This is a genomic window from Streptomyces physcomitrii (assembly GCF_012273655.1).
GTDB classification, from domain to species: domain Bacteria; phylum Actinomycetota; class Actinomycetes; order Streptomycetales; family Streptomycetaceae; genus Streptomyces; species Streptomyces physcomitrii.
Genome location: NZ_JAAWWP010000007.1, coordinates 163541 through 177216 on the forward strand (window position 1 = coordinate 163541; position 13676 = coordinate 177216).

At 73.4% G+C, this 13676-nt stretch carries 12 protein-coding genes; 3 read left to right on the plus strand and 9 right to left on the minus strand.

Annotation, left to right across the window (positions count from 1 at the left end):
* The first annotated feature begins 31 nt into the window (after window positions 1-31).
* Both HFV08_RS13960 and HFV08_RS13965 read left to right on the plus strand, forming a co-directional pair.
* Window positions 32-943 (plus strand): ABC transporter ATP-binding protein, encoded by a 912-nt coding sequence (locus tag HFV08_RS13960; protein ID WP_168539342.1) that lies wholly within the window; start codon window positions 32-34, stop codon window positions 941-943.
* Window positions 944-952: 9 nt separating this feature from the next.
* The gene (locus HFV08_RS13965; RefSeq protein ID WP_168539344.1) at window positions 953-1672 is read left to right on the plus strand and encodes an ABC transporter permease subunit; all 720 of its coding nucleotides are present in this window, start codon (window positions 953-955) and stop codon (window positions 1670-1672) included.
* A gap of 703 nt (window positions 1673-2375) precedes the next feature.
* Here the strand turns inward: HFV08_RS13965 and HFV08_RS13970 are convergent.
* The 9 genes from HFV08_RS13970 to HFV08_RS14010 form a co-directional block, all read right to left on the minus strand.
* Window positions 2376-3218, minus strand: coding sequence for an HAD family hydrolase (locus tag HFV08_RS13970; protein WP_168539346.1), 843 nt, complete (start codon window positions 3216-3218; stop codon window positions 2376-2378).
* Window positions 3219-3225: 7 nt separating this feature from the next.
* Complete coding sequence (serS, locus tag HFV08_RS13975) at window positions 3226-4497, minus strand: serine--tRNA ligase (RefSeq protein WP_168539348.1); 1272 nt, start codon at window positions 4495-4497, stop codon at window positions 3226-3228.
* A 693-nt stretch (window positions 4498-5190) separates the two neighbouring features.
* On the minus strand, window positions 5191-6126 hold the full coding sequence (gene pheA / locus HFV08_RS13980) for a prephenate dehydratase (RefSeq protein ID WP_168539350.1): 936 nt from the start codon (window positions 6124-6126) through the stop codon (window positions 5191-5193).
* 66 nt (window positions 6127-6192) lie between these two features.
* Window positions 6193-7611 (minus strand): iron uptake transporter deferrochelatase/peroxidase subunit, encoded by a 1419-nt coding sequence (gene efeB / locus HFV08_RS13985; RefSeq protein ID WP_168539352.1) that lies wholly within the window; start codon window positions 7609-7611, stop codon window positions 6193-6195.
* A 3-nt stretch (window positions 7612-7614) separates the two neighbouring features.
* Window positions 7615-9666 carry a copper resistance CopC/CopD family protein gene (locus HFV08_RS13990; protein ID WP_168539354.1) on the minus strand — a complete coding sequence of 684 codons (2052 nt, stop codon included), beginning with the start codon at window positions 9664-9666 and terminating at the stop codon, window positions 7615-7617.
* 4 nt (window positions 9667-9670) lie between these two features.
* Complete coding sequence (locus tag HFV08_RS13995; RefSeq protein ID WP_168539356.1) at window positions 9671-10159, minus strand: copper chaperone PCu(A)C; 489 nt, start codon at window positions 10157-10159, stop codon at window positions 9671-9673.
* Window positions 10156-10818 (minus strand): SCO family protein, encoded by a 663-nt coding sequence (locus HFV08_RS14000; RefSeq protein WP_168539358.1) that lies wholly within the window; start codon window positions 10816-10818, stop codon window positions 10156-10158. The genes HFV08_RS13995 and HFV08_RS14000 overlap by 4 nt, the downstream gene beginning before the upstream one ends.
* Window positions 10819-10878: 60 nt before the next feature.
* Window positions 10879-11622 carry a YcnI family copper-binding membrane protein gene (locus HFV08_RS14005; protein ID WP_168539587.1) on the minus strand — a complete coding sequence of 248 codons (744 nt, stop codon included), beginning with the start codon at window positions 11620-11622 and terminating at the stop codon, window positions 10879-10881.
* Between the two features lie 289 nt (window positions 11623-11911).
* Window positions 11912-12781: a hypothetical protein gene (locus HFV08_RS14010; RefSeq protein WP_168539360.1), complete on the minus strand. Its 870-nt coding sequence runs from the start codon at window positions 12779-12781 to the stop codon at window positions 11912-11914.
* A gap of 433 nt (window positions 12782-13214) precedes the next feature.
* Between HFV08_RS14010 and HFV08_RS14015 the strand changes: the two genes are divergently transcribed.
* On the plus strand, window positions 13215-13658 hold the full coding sequence (locus HFV08_RS14015) for an ATP-binding protein (protein WP_168539362.1): 444 nt from the start codon (window positions 13215-13217) through the stop codon (window positions 13656-13658).
* Window positions 13659-13676: the final 18 nt, after the last annotated feature.

Here is a 13676-nt window from a genome sequence, read left to right on the forward strand (position 1 = left end):
CTCTGAAGACACCCCCTAGGAGGCCGCGTCCATGACGACGCTCACCATCGACCACGTCTCCCGCTGGTTCGGCAACGTCGTCGCCGTCAACGACATCACCATGACCGTCGGCCCCGGGGTGACCGGGCTGCTCGGTCCCAACGGCGCGGGCAAGTCCACCCTGATCAACATGATGGGCGGCTTCCTCGCCCCCTCCACCGGCTCGGTCACCCTCGACGGCGACCGGATCTGGCGCAACGAGCAGGTCTACCGCCGGCTCGGCATCGTCCCCGAGCGCGAGGGCATGTACGACTTCCTCACCGGCCGCGAGTTCGTGGTCGCCAACGCCGAACTCCACGGTCTCGGCGAGCGGGAGGCCCGGCACGCCCTGGCCACGGTCCAGATGGAGTACGCGCAGGACCGCAAGATCTCCACGTACTCCAAGGGCATGCGGCAGCGCGTGAAAATGGCCTCCGCACTGGTGCACGAGCCCTCGGTGCTGCTGCTCGACGAGCCCTTCAACGGCATGGACCCGCGCCAGCGGATGCAACTCATGGACCTGCTGCGGACGATGGGCGACGAGGGCCGCACGGTGCTCTTCTCCTCGCACATCCTCGAAGAGGTCGAGCAGCTCGCCTCGCACATCGAGGTCATCGTGGCCGGACGGCACGCCGCCAGCGGCGACTTCCGCCGGATCCGGCGCCTGATGACCGACCGCCCGCACCGCTATCTGGTCCGCTCCAGCGACGACCGGGCGCTCGCCGCCGCGCTGATCGCCGACCCGTCCACGGCCGGGATCGAGGTCGACCTCACCGAGGGCGCGCTGCGCATCCAGGCCGTCGACTTCGGCCGGTTCACCGAACTGCTGCCCAAGGTGGCCCGGGAGCGGAACATCCGCCTGCTCACCGTCTCGCCCTCGGACGAGTCCCTAGAGTCCGTGTTCTCGTACCTGGTCGCGGCGTAGGAGGCCCTGATGTACGACCCCACTGTCGCCCGGCTCACCTACCGGGCCCTGCTCGGCCGCCGCCGCGCGCTGATCCTCTTCGCGCTGCCCGCCCTGCTGCTGCTGATCGCGGCCGCCGTCCGCGGCTTCAACGGACCGGACGACGCGGTGGCCTCCGACGTCCTCGGCGGCTTCGCGCTCGCCACGATGGTGCCGCTGATCGGTGTCTTCGCCGGGACCGGCGCGATCGGTCCGGAGATCGACGACGGCTCGGTGGTCTATCTGCTCGCCAAGCCGGTCAAGCGGCCCACGATCATCTTCACCAAGCTGATCGTCGCCATCGCGGTGACCATGGTCTTCTCCGCGGTCCCGACGCTGCTCGCCGGGCTCATCCTGAACGGCAACGGCCAGCAGGTCGCCGTCGCCTACACGGTCGCCGCGCTGGTCGCCTCCATCGCCTACGCCGCGATCTTCCTGCTGCTCGGCACCGTCACCCGGCACGCGGTCGTCTTCGGCCTGGTCTACGCCCTGGTCTGGGAGGCGGTCTTCGGCTCGCTGGTCTCCGGGGCGCGCACCCTCAGTGTCCAGCAGTGGGCGCTCGCGGTCGGCGGCCGCACCGCCGAGGGCGATCTGGTCACCTCCGAGGTCGGCCTGCCGCTGGCCACGGTGCTGCTCCTCGCGGTCACCGTCCTCGCCACCTGGTACGCGGGCCGGCGGCTGCGCTCGCTCACGCTCGCCGGGGAGGAGTGAGGCGCCCACCTCCGGGAAATTCGGTGGCACGCCGGGTGGTGTCCGCGGCACAGTGAGTGCTGACAGCGGCGCCACCCGGCGCCCTCATGTTCCGGGAGAGGAGCGCGACGATGCGAAACGGCAAGGCGTCGGCTCCCCGCGGGGCAGCCGACGACGGCAGGTAGCCGAGCGGCCCTCAACCGCTCGCGGCCGCGCTCGTCCCGCGGCCCCTTCCGTCCCTACGGGGAGCTGCCCGGGGCGGCCGCTTCGAGCGCGCGTTCACGCGCGAGGCCGCCCACCCGGAGGATTGGCCGAGTGGCAAGGCAACCGGCCCGTACGTCTGCCGCGCACCCGCGGCGGTACGGGACGGGATCGGACGCGGGCGGTCTCCGCACCGCCCGCCCCGCGCGCGTTCGACCCGCGCATCCTCCACCGACGACCGGACCACCGACACGATCACCGACCGGACCATCGACAACGACCGGATCACCGACAACCACCGGACCATCGACAACGACCGGACCATCGACAACGACCGGATCGCCGACAACGACCGGGCCACGGACAGCGACCGGACCGCCGCCGATGCCTGAGCCGTACGGGACGCCCTCCGCCTCCGCCGAGCCCGGACCCGCCGGCCCGCCGGATCCGCTCAGCCCGCCGGATCCGCTCAGCCCGCCGGATCCGCTCAGCTCGCCGGATCCGCTCAGCCCGCCGGACCCGCTCAGCCCACCGGGTCCGGTTCCCCGGCCGCCGCGAGCAGGCGCTCCAGGACCACGGCGACCCCGTCCTCCTCGTTGGAGGCGGTCACCTCGTCGGCGGCGGCGCGTACCTCGGGGTGCGCGTCCGCCATCGCCACCGCGTGCCCGGCCCAGCGGAACATCGGCAGATCGTTGGGCATGTCCCCGAAGGCGATCGCCTCCGCGCCGCCGAGGCCGAGGCGGCGGGCGGCCAGCCGCAGACCGGTGGCCTTGTTCAGGCCGAGCGGCAGCAGCGAGACGATGTGCGCTCCTGCCATGGTCACGTCGACCAGGTCACCGGCCACCTTCCGCGCCACGGCGGTGAGTTCGTCGTCGCCGAGCTCCGGATGCTGGAGGTAGACCTTGCCGAGCGGGGCGGTGAAGAGGTCCTCGGGGCGGTCCACCCAGGTGGCGCGCAGCCCTTCCAGGGTGCGGTAGCCGGGGCCGATCAGCACCTCGCCGTCCACGCCGTCCCGGCAGACCGCGAGGGCCAGCGGTCCGGTCTCCGCCTCGATCCGGGTGAGCGCGAGCGCGGCGAGCTGCCGGTCCAGGGTGACCGAACTCAGCAGCCGGTCGGCGCCCGCGTCGTAGAGCTGCCCGCCCTGGAGGCAGACCGCGAGGCCCTGGTAGCCGAGGCTCTGCAGGACGGGCTTGGTCCAGGTGATCGCCCGCCCGGTGACGACGAGATGGGCGGCCCCGGCCGCGGTGACCCGGCTCAGCGCCTCGCGGGTGCGCGCGGAGACGGTGCCGTCGCCGCGCAGCAGGGTGCCGTCGAGGTCGGTGGCGACCAGGCGGTACGGGAATCCGGGCGCGCCGGCGGTGGTCACGGGGCGCTCAGCTCGGGCTGAGGACGCTGCGTCCGCCGAGGTAGGGGCGCAGCACCTCGGGTACGTGCACCGAACCGTCGGCCTGCTGGTGGTTCTCCAGGAGCGCGACGATGGTGCGCGGCACCGCGCACAGGGTGCCGTTGAGCGTGGCGAGCGGGCGGACCTTGCCGCTCTCCCGCATCCGGATCGACAGGCGGCGGGCCTGGAACTCCAGGCAGTTGGAGGCCGAGGTCAGCTCGCGGTACTTGCCCTGGGTCGGGATCCACGCCTCGCAGTCGAACTTGCGCGAGGCCGAGGCGCCGAGGTCGCCGGTGGCCACGTCGATCACCTGGAAGGGCAGCTCCAGGGAGGACAGCCACTGCTTCTCCCAGGCGAGCAGCCGGTCCAGCTCGGCCTCCGCCTCCGCCGGGTCGACGTAGGAGAACATCTCCACCTTGTCGAACTGGTGCACCCGGAAGATGCCCCGGGTGTCCTTGCCGTAGGTGCCGGCCTCGCGCCGGAAGCAGGGCGAGAAACCGGCGTACCGCAGCGGCAGCTTCCCGGCGTCGATGATCTCGTCCATGTGGTACGCGGCGAGCGGGACCTCGGAGGTGCCGACCAGGTAGTAGTCGTCCTTCTCCAGGTGGTAGACGTTCTCGGCGGCCTGGCCGAGGAAGCCGGTGCCCTCCATGGCGTGCGGGCGCACCAGGGCCGGGGTGAGCATCGGGATGAGGCCGGCCTCGGTGGCCTGGGCGATCGCGGCGTTGACCAGGGCGAGTTCGAGCAGGGCGCCGATGCCGGTGAGGTAGTAGAAGCGCGAGCCGGAGACCTTGGCGGCGCGCTCCACGTCGATGGCGCCGAGCGACTGGCCGAGCTCCAGGTGGTCCTTGGGCGCGAAGCCCTCGGCGCCGAAGTCGCGCGGGGTGCCGACGGTCTCCAGGACGAGGAAGTCCTCCTCGCCGCCCACCGGGACGTCCGGGTGGACGATGTTGCCCAGCTGGAGGAGGAGGGACTTGGCCTCCTGGTCGGCCTCGTCCTGCTCGGCGCCCGCGGCCTTGACCGCGGCGGCCAGCTCGCCCGCCTTCTTCAGGAGCTCCTGCTTCTCCTCGCCGGAGGCCTTGGGGATGAGCTTGCCGAGCGACTTCTGCTCGGAGCGCAGTTCGTCGAAGCGGACGCCGGACGCCCTGCGCCGCTCGTCGGCACTGAGGAGGGAGTCGACGAGGGCGACGTCCTCTCCACGGGCGCGCTGGGAGGCGCGCACACGGTCGGGGTCCTCACGAAGCAGGCGAAGGTCAATCACGCGGTCAGGCTACCGGTGCGGGGGCGGGCTCTTCGACCTGAAATACGATCACGGGCGGTAGGTCGGAAATGCCGGAATTAGGAGTTTGTCCGGCTCCGGCCCGGCGCCCCCTCGCCGTTCCTTGATCGATGGGTGAAATGCCGGAATTCGCGCTCGTCAAGGAGAAGCCCGCAATTCCCCGGGAGGGGAGGGTCGCCGTATTCGCCTTGACTTCGGCCGGGCGTCCGGCCGGGTGGCGGGGGATTCGGGGCCGTTGCGGGCCCCGGTTGTCCTTCGGTTGTCCACAGGAATCAGCGAGTCCGGTTGGTTATCCACAGGGTGTGGGGAAGATCTGTGGACAGTCGTTCGTGATCTTTTGCAAACCGGCATGCCGGGGCGAGGATTGCCGATCCGTGCCAGAACGACCACTGCTTTCGAGGGAAATTCCCGTGCTCCGCGGAGTCGGGCGAGGGGAATGCGTGGACGAGGGGTGAGGTGGGCGCCTCTGGGCGTTCTGCGGGCTTTCCGGAGCGATTTGTCGACCGCCCCGCTCGTTCTTGTCGACTTGTCCCCAGGTCGAGCCGGAAGCCTGTGGATAACTCTGTGGATGATGTAGATCTGCAGGTAGGACTAGCCGAAAGGCCGCCCGGTCCGGTGGCTGCCATGTACCCGGGGCGTCCTGTTCCCCGGCTGCCCGGTTCCGCGGCGCCTCTTCTACGGTCGCCCGTCCCGGCACTGCCGCAGCCAGTCGGAGGCGGCCACGAACTCCGCGTCCGAGGTGCCCTGCCGCAGCGGGCGCACATCGGCCCGGCTGACCCCCGCCCGCGGATACGAACCGAGGAAGCGCACCTGCGGACAGATCCGCTTGAGCCCCATCAGCGCCTCGCCCACCCGGCGGTCGTCGATATGCCCCTCGGCGTCCACCGCGAAGCAGTAGTTGCCGATGCCCGCCCCGGTCGGCCGGGACTGGATGAGCATCAGGTTGACGCCCCGTACCGCGAATTCCTGGAGCAGTTCGAGCAGGGCGCCCGGGTGGTCCTCGCCGAGCCAGATCACCACGGAGGTCTTGTCGGCGCCGGTCGGCGCCGCGGGCCGGGCCGGACGCCCGGCCAGCACGAAGCGGGTCTGCGCGTTCTCGGCGTCGTGGATGTCGGTGACCAGCGGCTCAAGGCCGTACGTCGCCGCGGCGAACTCGCCCGCGAAGGCGGCGTCGAAGCGGCCCTCCTGCACCAGGCGGGCACCGTCCGCGTTGGAGGCGGAGGACTCCCAGACCGCCTCCGGCAGATGGGCCGCGAGCCAGTTGCGGACCTGGGGCTGGGCCGCCGGGTGCGCGGTGACCGTCTTGATGTCCGCGAGCGTGGTCCCCGGGCGCACCAGCAGGGCGAAGCTGATCTCCAGGAGCACCTCCCGGTAGATCTGCAGCGGCTCGCCCGAGATCAGCTCGTCCAGGGTGGTGGTGATGCCGCCCTCGACCGAGTTCTCGATCGGGACCAGCGCGGCCTCGGCCTCCCCGGCCCGTACGGCGTCCAGCGCGGCCGGCACCGAGACCATCGGGATCAGCTCGCGGGTCGCGGACTCCGGCAGCTTGCGCAGCGCTGCCTCGGTGAAGGTGCCCTCGGGACCGAGATACGTGTAACGCGTGGCGGACATACCGTCAGCCTAGTCGTGCGGAGCACCGCGTCCGTCCCCCGAGGCGCCGAGGTGGATCATGCTCCGTCAGCCTTCGAGGAGCTGCTGCCCCACGTACTCGCCCTTCGCCGCCCCGCCCGGCACCGCGAACAGCCCGCTCGCCTCGTGCCGCAGGAACTTCGAGAGGGCGTCCCCGCGGTCGAGCTTGCGCTGCACCGGGACGAAGCCGCGGAGCGGGTCGGCCTGCCAGCAGATGAAGAGGAGCCCGGCGTCCGGCTCGCCGTCGGCGTCGATGCCGTCGTGGAAGGAGAACGGTCGGCGGAGCATGGCGGCGCCGCCGTTCTGGTCGGGCCGGGTGATCCGGGCGTGCGCGTCGAGCGGGACGAGGAGTTCGCCGTCCGGGCCGGTCTTCTCCAGCCGCGGGTCGGTGGTCTCGGTGCCGCCGCTGAGCGGGGCGCCGTCGGACTTCCGGCGCCCGATGACCCGTTCCTGCTCGCCGCCGGAGAGCTGCTCCCAGTCGTCGAGGAGCATCCGGATCCGGCGGACCACGGCGTAGGAGCCACCGGCCATCCAGGCGGGCGCACCGTCCTCGGGCACGAAGACGCGCCGGGCGAAGTCCTTCTCCGAGGGCTTGGGGTTGTTGGTGCCGTCGATCTGCCCCATCAGATTGCGGGTGGTCATCGGGCGGGCGGTGGCCCCCGGCGAACGGTTGAAGCCGTTCATCTGCCAGCGCACCCGCGCCGCCCCCGCGGCCTCCTTCTGCAGGGCGCGCAGCGCGTGGAAGGCGACCAGGGCGTCCTGCGCCCCGATCTGCACCCAGAGATCGCCGTTGCTGCGGCCCTTGTCCAGCCGGTCGGCGGAGAAGCCGGGCAGCGGATCGAGGGCGTCGGGGCGGCTGCGCTCCAGCCCGGTGCGGGCGAAGAAGCTGTGCCCGAAACCGAAGGTGACGGTGAGCAGCGAGGGCCCGGCGTCCCGGGCGACATCCGTGTCCCGCCCGCCCGCGGTGGCGGCCGGTTCCCCCGCCATCAGCCGCGCGGCCGTCCCCGACCAGCGCCGCAGCAGGGCCGCCGCCTCCTTGCGGCCCGCTCCCGGCGCCAGGTCGAAGGCGAGCAGATGCCCATGGGCCTGCATCGGGGTGGTGATCCCGGGCTGATGTTTCCCGTGAAACATCACCATGTCCGTGCCAAGCGTGCTCAACGGCCGCCCCTCGGCGCCCGGTTCCCCGGAACCGCCCGCCTCCCCGACCGCGTACCCGGTCCCGGCCCCCGCCGCCCCGAGCACCAGCCCCGTCGCCCCGGCCGTCCCCAGCAGCCTGCGCCGCGAGAACCCGGCGGCGGCGGAGGTGCCGGGGCCGGGGCCGGGGCCGGCCGCGCCGGGTCCGGAATCCGCCGCGCCGGGTCCGGTGTCCGCCGTGCCCGCCGGGTGCCCCGGATCGGAACGGTCCCGGGGCCCCTTCTGGACGGCGGCGTCCCCTGCCCCGCGCTCGGTCGGGGGTTTCTGTGCCATGGCTCAGCCGATCTTCATGGTCTTGTACACGGTGATCTGGTCGATGTCCGAGGTCCGTACGGTGACCGCGACCCGCCAGTCACCCGCCACCGGCAGCTGTACGCCCTCGGCGGTCCAGTGTCCGGCAACGACCCGCTCGGGGGTGACGGCCAGCGGTCCGAGGTCCTTGGCCTTGAGCGTGAAGGCGAGCTTCAGCTCCGGCAGGTCCGCGGGGCCGCCGTCGGATGTCCGGGCGTAGGCGTGGAGTTCGTTGCCGCCGGTGCGGCCCGGGTCGAGTTCGAGCTGCACCTGCCCGCGGCCGTCCTTGCCCCCGGTGTCGTAGGGCAGGGTGACCGACAGCGGCTGGCCGTCGGTCGGCCCGCCCCCGGTCTCGCCCGCGGCGGCCGACTGCTCGGCGGTACGGGCCGGTTCGGTCGCGCTCAAGGCGGTGGCGACGGCGAGCAGGACCACCGCGACCCCCGCCTCCACCAGCACCGAGCGGCGCAGCCGCGCCCGGTGCGGATCGGCGTCCCGGACCCGCTTGCTCCGCGCCACCGCGACCGCCCGCCGCTGCCGCGCGAGCTGCGCGGCCCGCTCGGGGGCGACGGCTTCCGCGGGGTCGGCCGCTTCGGCCGCTTCGGCTGCTTCGGCCGGGTCCGCCGGGTCCGCCGGGTCCGCCGGGTCCGCCGGGTCCGTCGAGTCCGTACGGTCGGCGCCCTCCTCCGTACCCGGTTCCGAACCGTCCGCCCCGTCTGTTCCTGCGGTCGCCGAGGTTGCCGAGGTTGCCGTCGTTGCCGCAGTAGCCGTGCTCGCCGCTGCCCCCGCCGTCGTCTCCGCCGCGGGTGCGGACGTCAGGCGGCCGGTCCACCGGCGGGAGAACCAGGCGGCGCCGAGGAGGAGGGCGACCAGGGCGAGCTTGACCAGGAGGAGGCGGCCGTAGTCGGTGCCGGTGAGGGCGGACCAGGTGCCGACCTGGCGCCAGGACTGGTAGGTGCCGGTGGCCACCAGGACCACCACGCTGCCGAAGGCGACCGGGGAGAACCGGCGTACCGCCGAGGCGGGCAGCTCCGGCGCGGTGTACAGGGCGGTCAGCAGGGCGGCGAGACCGCCCAGCCAGGTGGCGACGGCGAGCAGGTGCAGGACGTCGACGGGCATCGCGATCCCCGTCTGGATGCCGGTCGAGGCGTGTTCGGCCATCGCCCAGGTGCTCGCGATCCCGGCGGCCACGATGGCGCCGCCGCCGGTGAGCCCGAAGGCGAGGTCCTTGCGCGCGTCGGCCTGCCCCTCCTCGCCGCGGCGGACGAAGGCGCCGAAGAGGACGGCGATGAAGAGCGCGGCGGTGGCGAGCAGCAGCAGCCGCGAGACCAGGGCCGCGCCGCTCTTGGTCTGGAGCACCTCGCCCATCAGCGAGAGGTCGAGGACATCGCCGAAGGCGCCGGTGGTGGTGTACGAGCCGCGCAGCAGCAGTTGCAGCAGGGTGCCCGCGGTCAGCGTCAGCCAGCCGCCCACCACCAGGCGCTGCAGCGGCCGGACCCCCGCGCCGCCCTGCCAGCAGGCGAGCAGGAAGGCACCCGCCCCGGCCAGCAGGACGAAACCGGCGTACGAGATGTAGCGGGCGATCCCGTAGAGGGTGCCGACGGGGCCGCCGCCCGCGGTCGTCCCGGCGAGCGCCACCTTGGTCTTCGAGGGCGCGCCGATGGAGAAGGTGAAGGCGCCGGCGACGGGGTGGCTGTCGGCCGAGACCACCTGGTAGGTCACCGTGTAGGTGCCGTCGCCGAGTCCGGCGTGCAGGCCGACGGCGTACCGGTCCTGGCCGAGGCCGCGCTCCTCGCCGTTGTCGGCGCGCCTGCCGTCCGGGTCGAGGACCTTCAGCGAGCCCTTCGAGAGGCCGACGTCCTCGGAGAAGGTCAGGGTGACCCGCTCGGGCGCGCTGTCGACGACGGAGTCCTTCTTCGGGTCGCTGCCGAGCAGCGCGGCGTGCGCCGAGGCGGGCACCGCGCCGAGGAGGAGCGCCGCCGCGAGCAGCGGTATGACGCACAGCAGCGGACGCACCAGGCGTGCGGCGGAACTCCTCACCGGATCACCGCTCCCGGGGCTGGTAGGTGGCGGACTTCACCGGCAGCCGCACGGTGAGCGTCCCGGACTTCTCGAAGGTCAGCTCCACCGGCACCTTCTCGCCCTGCTCCGGCTTGCGGCGGACGCCCTCGAACATGAGGTGGCTGCCGCCGCTCGCCAGCCGGAGCCGGCCGCCCGCGGGCACCGGGAACTCCCGTACCTCCCGCATGGACCGGTCGACGGTCTCGTGCAGGGTGACCTTCTCGGCGAGCGCGCTGCTGACTCCGGTGAGCGTGTCGTCGGTGCCGCCCTTGTTGGTGACGGTCAGGAAACCGGCCGCCATGTCCGCGGCGAGCGGCTGCGGCATATAGGCCCCGCCGACCGACAGCTTCGGTCCGGACCCGCCGCCGGAGCCAGGGTCCGAGTCCGAGCCCGAGTCCGAGCAGCCCGCGAGCGCCAGGGCGAGCAGCAGGGCGCCGCCCGCGAGCGGCGCGCGCCGGGCCCCGGGCCTCACGGGGTCGCCCCCTTCAGGAGTTTGGGCAGGTCGGCGGTGTAGTCGTCGACGGTCGCCTGCTCCCCGTAGAGCACGTACCCGGCGTCGGTCTTCGGCGAGAAGGCCACCACCTGGGTGCCGTGCATGGAGACGACCTTGCCCTTCTTGTCCTTGTACGAGGGCTCGATGCTGATGCCGAGCTGCCGGGCCCCGGCCTGGATGGTGGCGAAGTCGCCGGTCAGGCCGGTGAAGCCGGCGTCGACCTGGTCGAGCCAGCTGCCGAGCTCCTTCGGGGTGTCCCGGCCGGGGTCGGTGGTCACGAAGACGACCTGGAGCCGGTCCCGTTCGGCCTTGGGCAGCTTCTTCTTCAGCGCCTGCTTGGCGACGGCGATGTTGTTCATGGTCAGCGGGCAGACGTCCGGGCAGTGCGTGTAGCCGAAGTAGAGCAGCGTGGGCTTGCCCTTGGTCCGCTCCCGCAGGTCGTACTTCTCGCCCTCGGTGTCGGTGAGCACCAGATCGGGCTTGGTGAACGGCTTGTCGAGTACGGTCGCGGCCTTCTCGGGGCCGCTCTCGGCGGAGACCTCGGCGACGGGTTCGTCCCCGTCGCCGCCACCGCCGCAGGCGGTCAGGGTCAGTGCCGCCGCGCTGAGTGCGGCGGCGAGGAGAGTGTGCTTGCGCATGCGGGGGATCCCTGGGTGTCAGGGGCGCCGGACCGCGCGGCCCGGCGCCCCGGTGGCGGTTCAGCTGGTGCGGCGGCGGCCCGCGAGGACGCCGAAGGCCACGCCCGCGACGCCGACGACGATGCCCGCGATGCCGAGCACCCGGGCGGTGGTGTCGCTGCCGCCGTCGTCGCCGGAGGCGCTCTCGGCGGACTTCTCACCGGACTTGCCGGACTCTTCGGCGGCCTCGTCGGCGTCCGTGCCGCCGCCGTGGCCGTGGCCCTCCTCCTCGGCCGCGGTCAGCTCCAGTACCGGGGCGGGGTTCTCCGGCTCGGGCTGCCCCTCCTGCTGCGGCTCGATCCAGCGGACGACCTCCTTATTGGAGTACGTCTGGACGGCCTTGAAGACGAGCTCGTCGCTGTCCTCGGGCAGCTGGCCGAGGGAGAGCGGGAACTTCTGGAAGAAGCCCGGCTCGACACCCTTGCCGTCGGCGGTCCAGGTGACCTTGCTGACCACCTCGGTGATCTTCTTGCCGTGCGACTCCAGCGGCTTGTCGAGGGTGGACTTGGTGACCTTCGCCTTCCAGCCCGGCACCGGCTGCGGCATCACCGAGGACAGCGGGTGCTCCTCGGGGAAGCTGACCTCCAGCTTGGTGGTCGAGGCCTCGTCGCGCTCATTGGGCACCTTGAAGCTGACCGTGGCGTAGCCGCCCTTCGCGGCCGGGCCCTCGGGCTGCACGCTGACGTGCGCGAAGGCGGGGGCGCAGAACAGGGCGAGGCCGGTGGCCGCGGTGGCCCCGACGACGCCGAGGCGGGCGAGCCGCACGTTCCGGCGGCGCCGGTCCGCGGACCCGGTCGTCCCGGTCTCCGGCAGGGTGTCGTTCGGTACGGCGTCGTTGCGTACGGCGCTCTTCGGCGCGGTGGACTTCAGCACAGCGGACACATCACTTTCAGCGGTGTTCACGGGGACGGACGGGCCGCGCTGGCCCGCCGAACGAGGAGGTGGATACGGGGCCCGGCCGACGGCACGGGGCGCGCCCGCCGCACGGCACCTCTCCCCGGGGCCGCGGCCGGTCAGCGGGACCGGGCAGCGCGGCAGGCGAAAGTGCGCCGTGTCAGGCGGCGAGCGCCAGGGCGGCGGGCGGTCCGCGCCGGATCACCGAGTGCTGGAGGCGGGCGCCCTGGGGCTTCGGCGCGTGGACGGGGCGCCGGTGGCGTCGGCGCGCGGGCGCGGGCAGCTCGCGGGCGCCCGCGCCGAGGGCGCGCACCAGCGCGAGGGCGGCGCGCAGTCCGCGCATCAGCGCGGCCTCGACGGCGCCGCGCGCGGAGAGCGCGACCAGCCGGAACAGGGCGCGTTCGCCGTGCCGCAGCAGCCAGCCCGCCACCACGGCGGCGAGCAGATGGGCGAGCAGCATCGGCAGCGAGGGCAGCAGCGCGGGGTGCCCGGCGGCCAGGGCCTGGTCGGCGGCGTGCCCCGTGCCGTGCCCCGCGCCGTGGTGGTGTCCCGCCATGCCGGGGCCGGCGACCGGGTCGATGCCCGCGTCGGTGAGCACCCGGCGGGCCCGCGCGGGACCGATCGCCGCGGCCGGTACCCCGCACAGCAGTTGGGCCGCCTGCTCGGCGACCGACCGCCCGGCCGCACCGGCACTCCCGGCGGCCCCGGCACTCCCGGCACCCGCGGTGGCCCCGGTGGCGCCGCCCGCGGCGACCGCGTGCTGCCCGAGCCCGAAGAGCGTGTGCAGGCCGAGCTGTCCGCAGGCGAGCAGCGCGGCGATCCCCGGCAGCGAACGGCTCCGCCCGGCGAGCAGCACGGCCACCACCAGGACGGCGGTGAAGCCCGCGGCCAGCGAGGCGAGCGGCACCCGGGTGCAGGAGGCCAGGGAGTGCCCCGCGGCGGCAAGCGCGACACAGGCCGCGGCGAACACCGCGGCCCTCAGCAGCCGGAGTCCCACTCCGGCGCGCGCCTGGTCTCGGGGGGCAGTCATGGCCCAGGCATCATCCCACCAGAGCCCCGCGGCTCCGGCGGCAGGTCCACGGAATGCACGCTCGCGCCCGGTACGCCCGATTCCACGACGCGGTTTCCGGCCGCGGCCCGCGCCGGTCCCGTACCGCCGCCGGGGCCGGTTCCGTACGGCCGCCGGGGCCGGTCCCGTACCGGCGCGCCCGCGCCCGCGCTCGCGCCGATCCCCCGTACCCGCCGCCCGCGCTGCTCCCATACCGCCCCCGGGGGCGGTCACGTACTACCTCCGGGGCCGGTCCCGTACCGCCGCCGGGGCCGTGCGGTGCCTCGATCCCTACACCGGTCGCCGGAACACGCGCGTCCGCCGTATGGGCGGTATCACGTCAACTCCGTGCTTACCGGCCCGCGCGTGCGGCAATACGTATCGGTATGTCGAGCCGCGGCCTGGAGGCTGGAGCATGAGCATCTGGTGGTCCCTCCACTTGAGGCGCGACGCCGCGAGCGTTCCGCTCGCCCGTCGCCTGCTCGTCGGAGCCATGGAGACGGCAGGCGTCGACCCCGACATCTCCTACGACCTCTCCGTCGCCCTCACCGAGGCCTGCGCCAACGCCGTCGAGCACGGCGGCCGCACCGCCACCGGCGGCGGCTACCGCGTCACCGCCTACCTGGACGGCGAACGCTGCCGCATCGAGGTCGCCGACGCGGGCCCCGGCTTTCCCGGCGACCGCGCCCGCTCCGTACCGCGTGCCCTCCCCGCCGACTGCGAGAGCGGCCGCGGTCTCTATCTGATCCAGGAACTCGCCGACCATGTGGAGTTCGACAACGCCCCGGGCGAGGGCGCCGTGGTCAGCTTCGACAAGATCCTGAAGTGGAAGCGGGAGCCGACGCTGCTGACGGCGTAGGCCCGCCCCCGCCTCCGG

What these genes read in the sequence shown, in the direction of transcription:
- HFV08_RS13960 (WP_168539342.1), top strand. Translation starts at nt 32, where the DNA reads ATGACGACGCTCACCATCGACCACGTCTCCCGCTGGTTCGGCAACGTC.
- HFV08_RS13965 (WP_168539344.1), top strand. Translation starts at nt 953, where the DNA reads ATGTACGACCCCACTGTCGCCCGGCTCACCTACCGGGCCCTGCTCGGC.
- pheA (WP_168539350.1), bottom strand. Translation starts at nt 6,126, where the DNA reads ATGTCCGCCACGCGTTACACGTATCTCGGTCCCGAGGGCACCTTCACC.
- efeB (WP_168539352.1), bottom strand. Translation starts at nt 7,611, where the DNA reads ATGGCACAGAAACCCCCGACCGAGCGCGGGGCAGGGGACGCCGCCGTC.
- HFV08_RS14000 (WP_168539358.1), bottom strand. Translation starts at nt 10,818, where the DNA reads ATGCGCAAGCACACTCTCCTCGCCGCCGCACTCAGCGCGGCGGCACTG.
- HFV08_RS14010 (WP_168539360.1), bottom strand. Translation starts at nt 12,781, where the DNA reads ATGACTGCCCCCCGAGACCAGGCGCGCGCCGGAGTGGGACTCCGGCTG.
- HFV08_RS14015 (WP_168539362.1), top strand. Translation starts at nt 13,215, where the DNA reads ATGAGCATCTGGTGGTCCCTCCACTTGAGGCGCGACGCCGCGAGCGTT.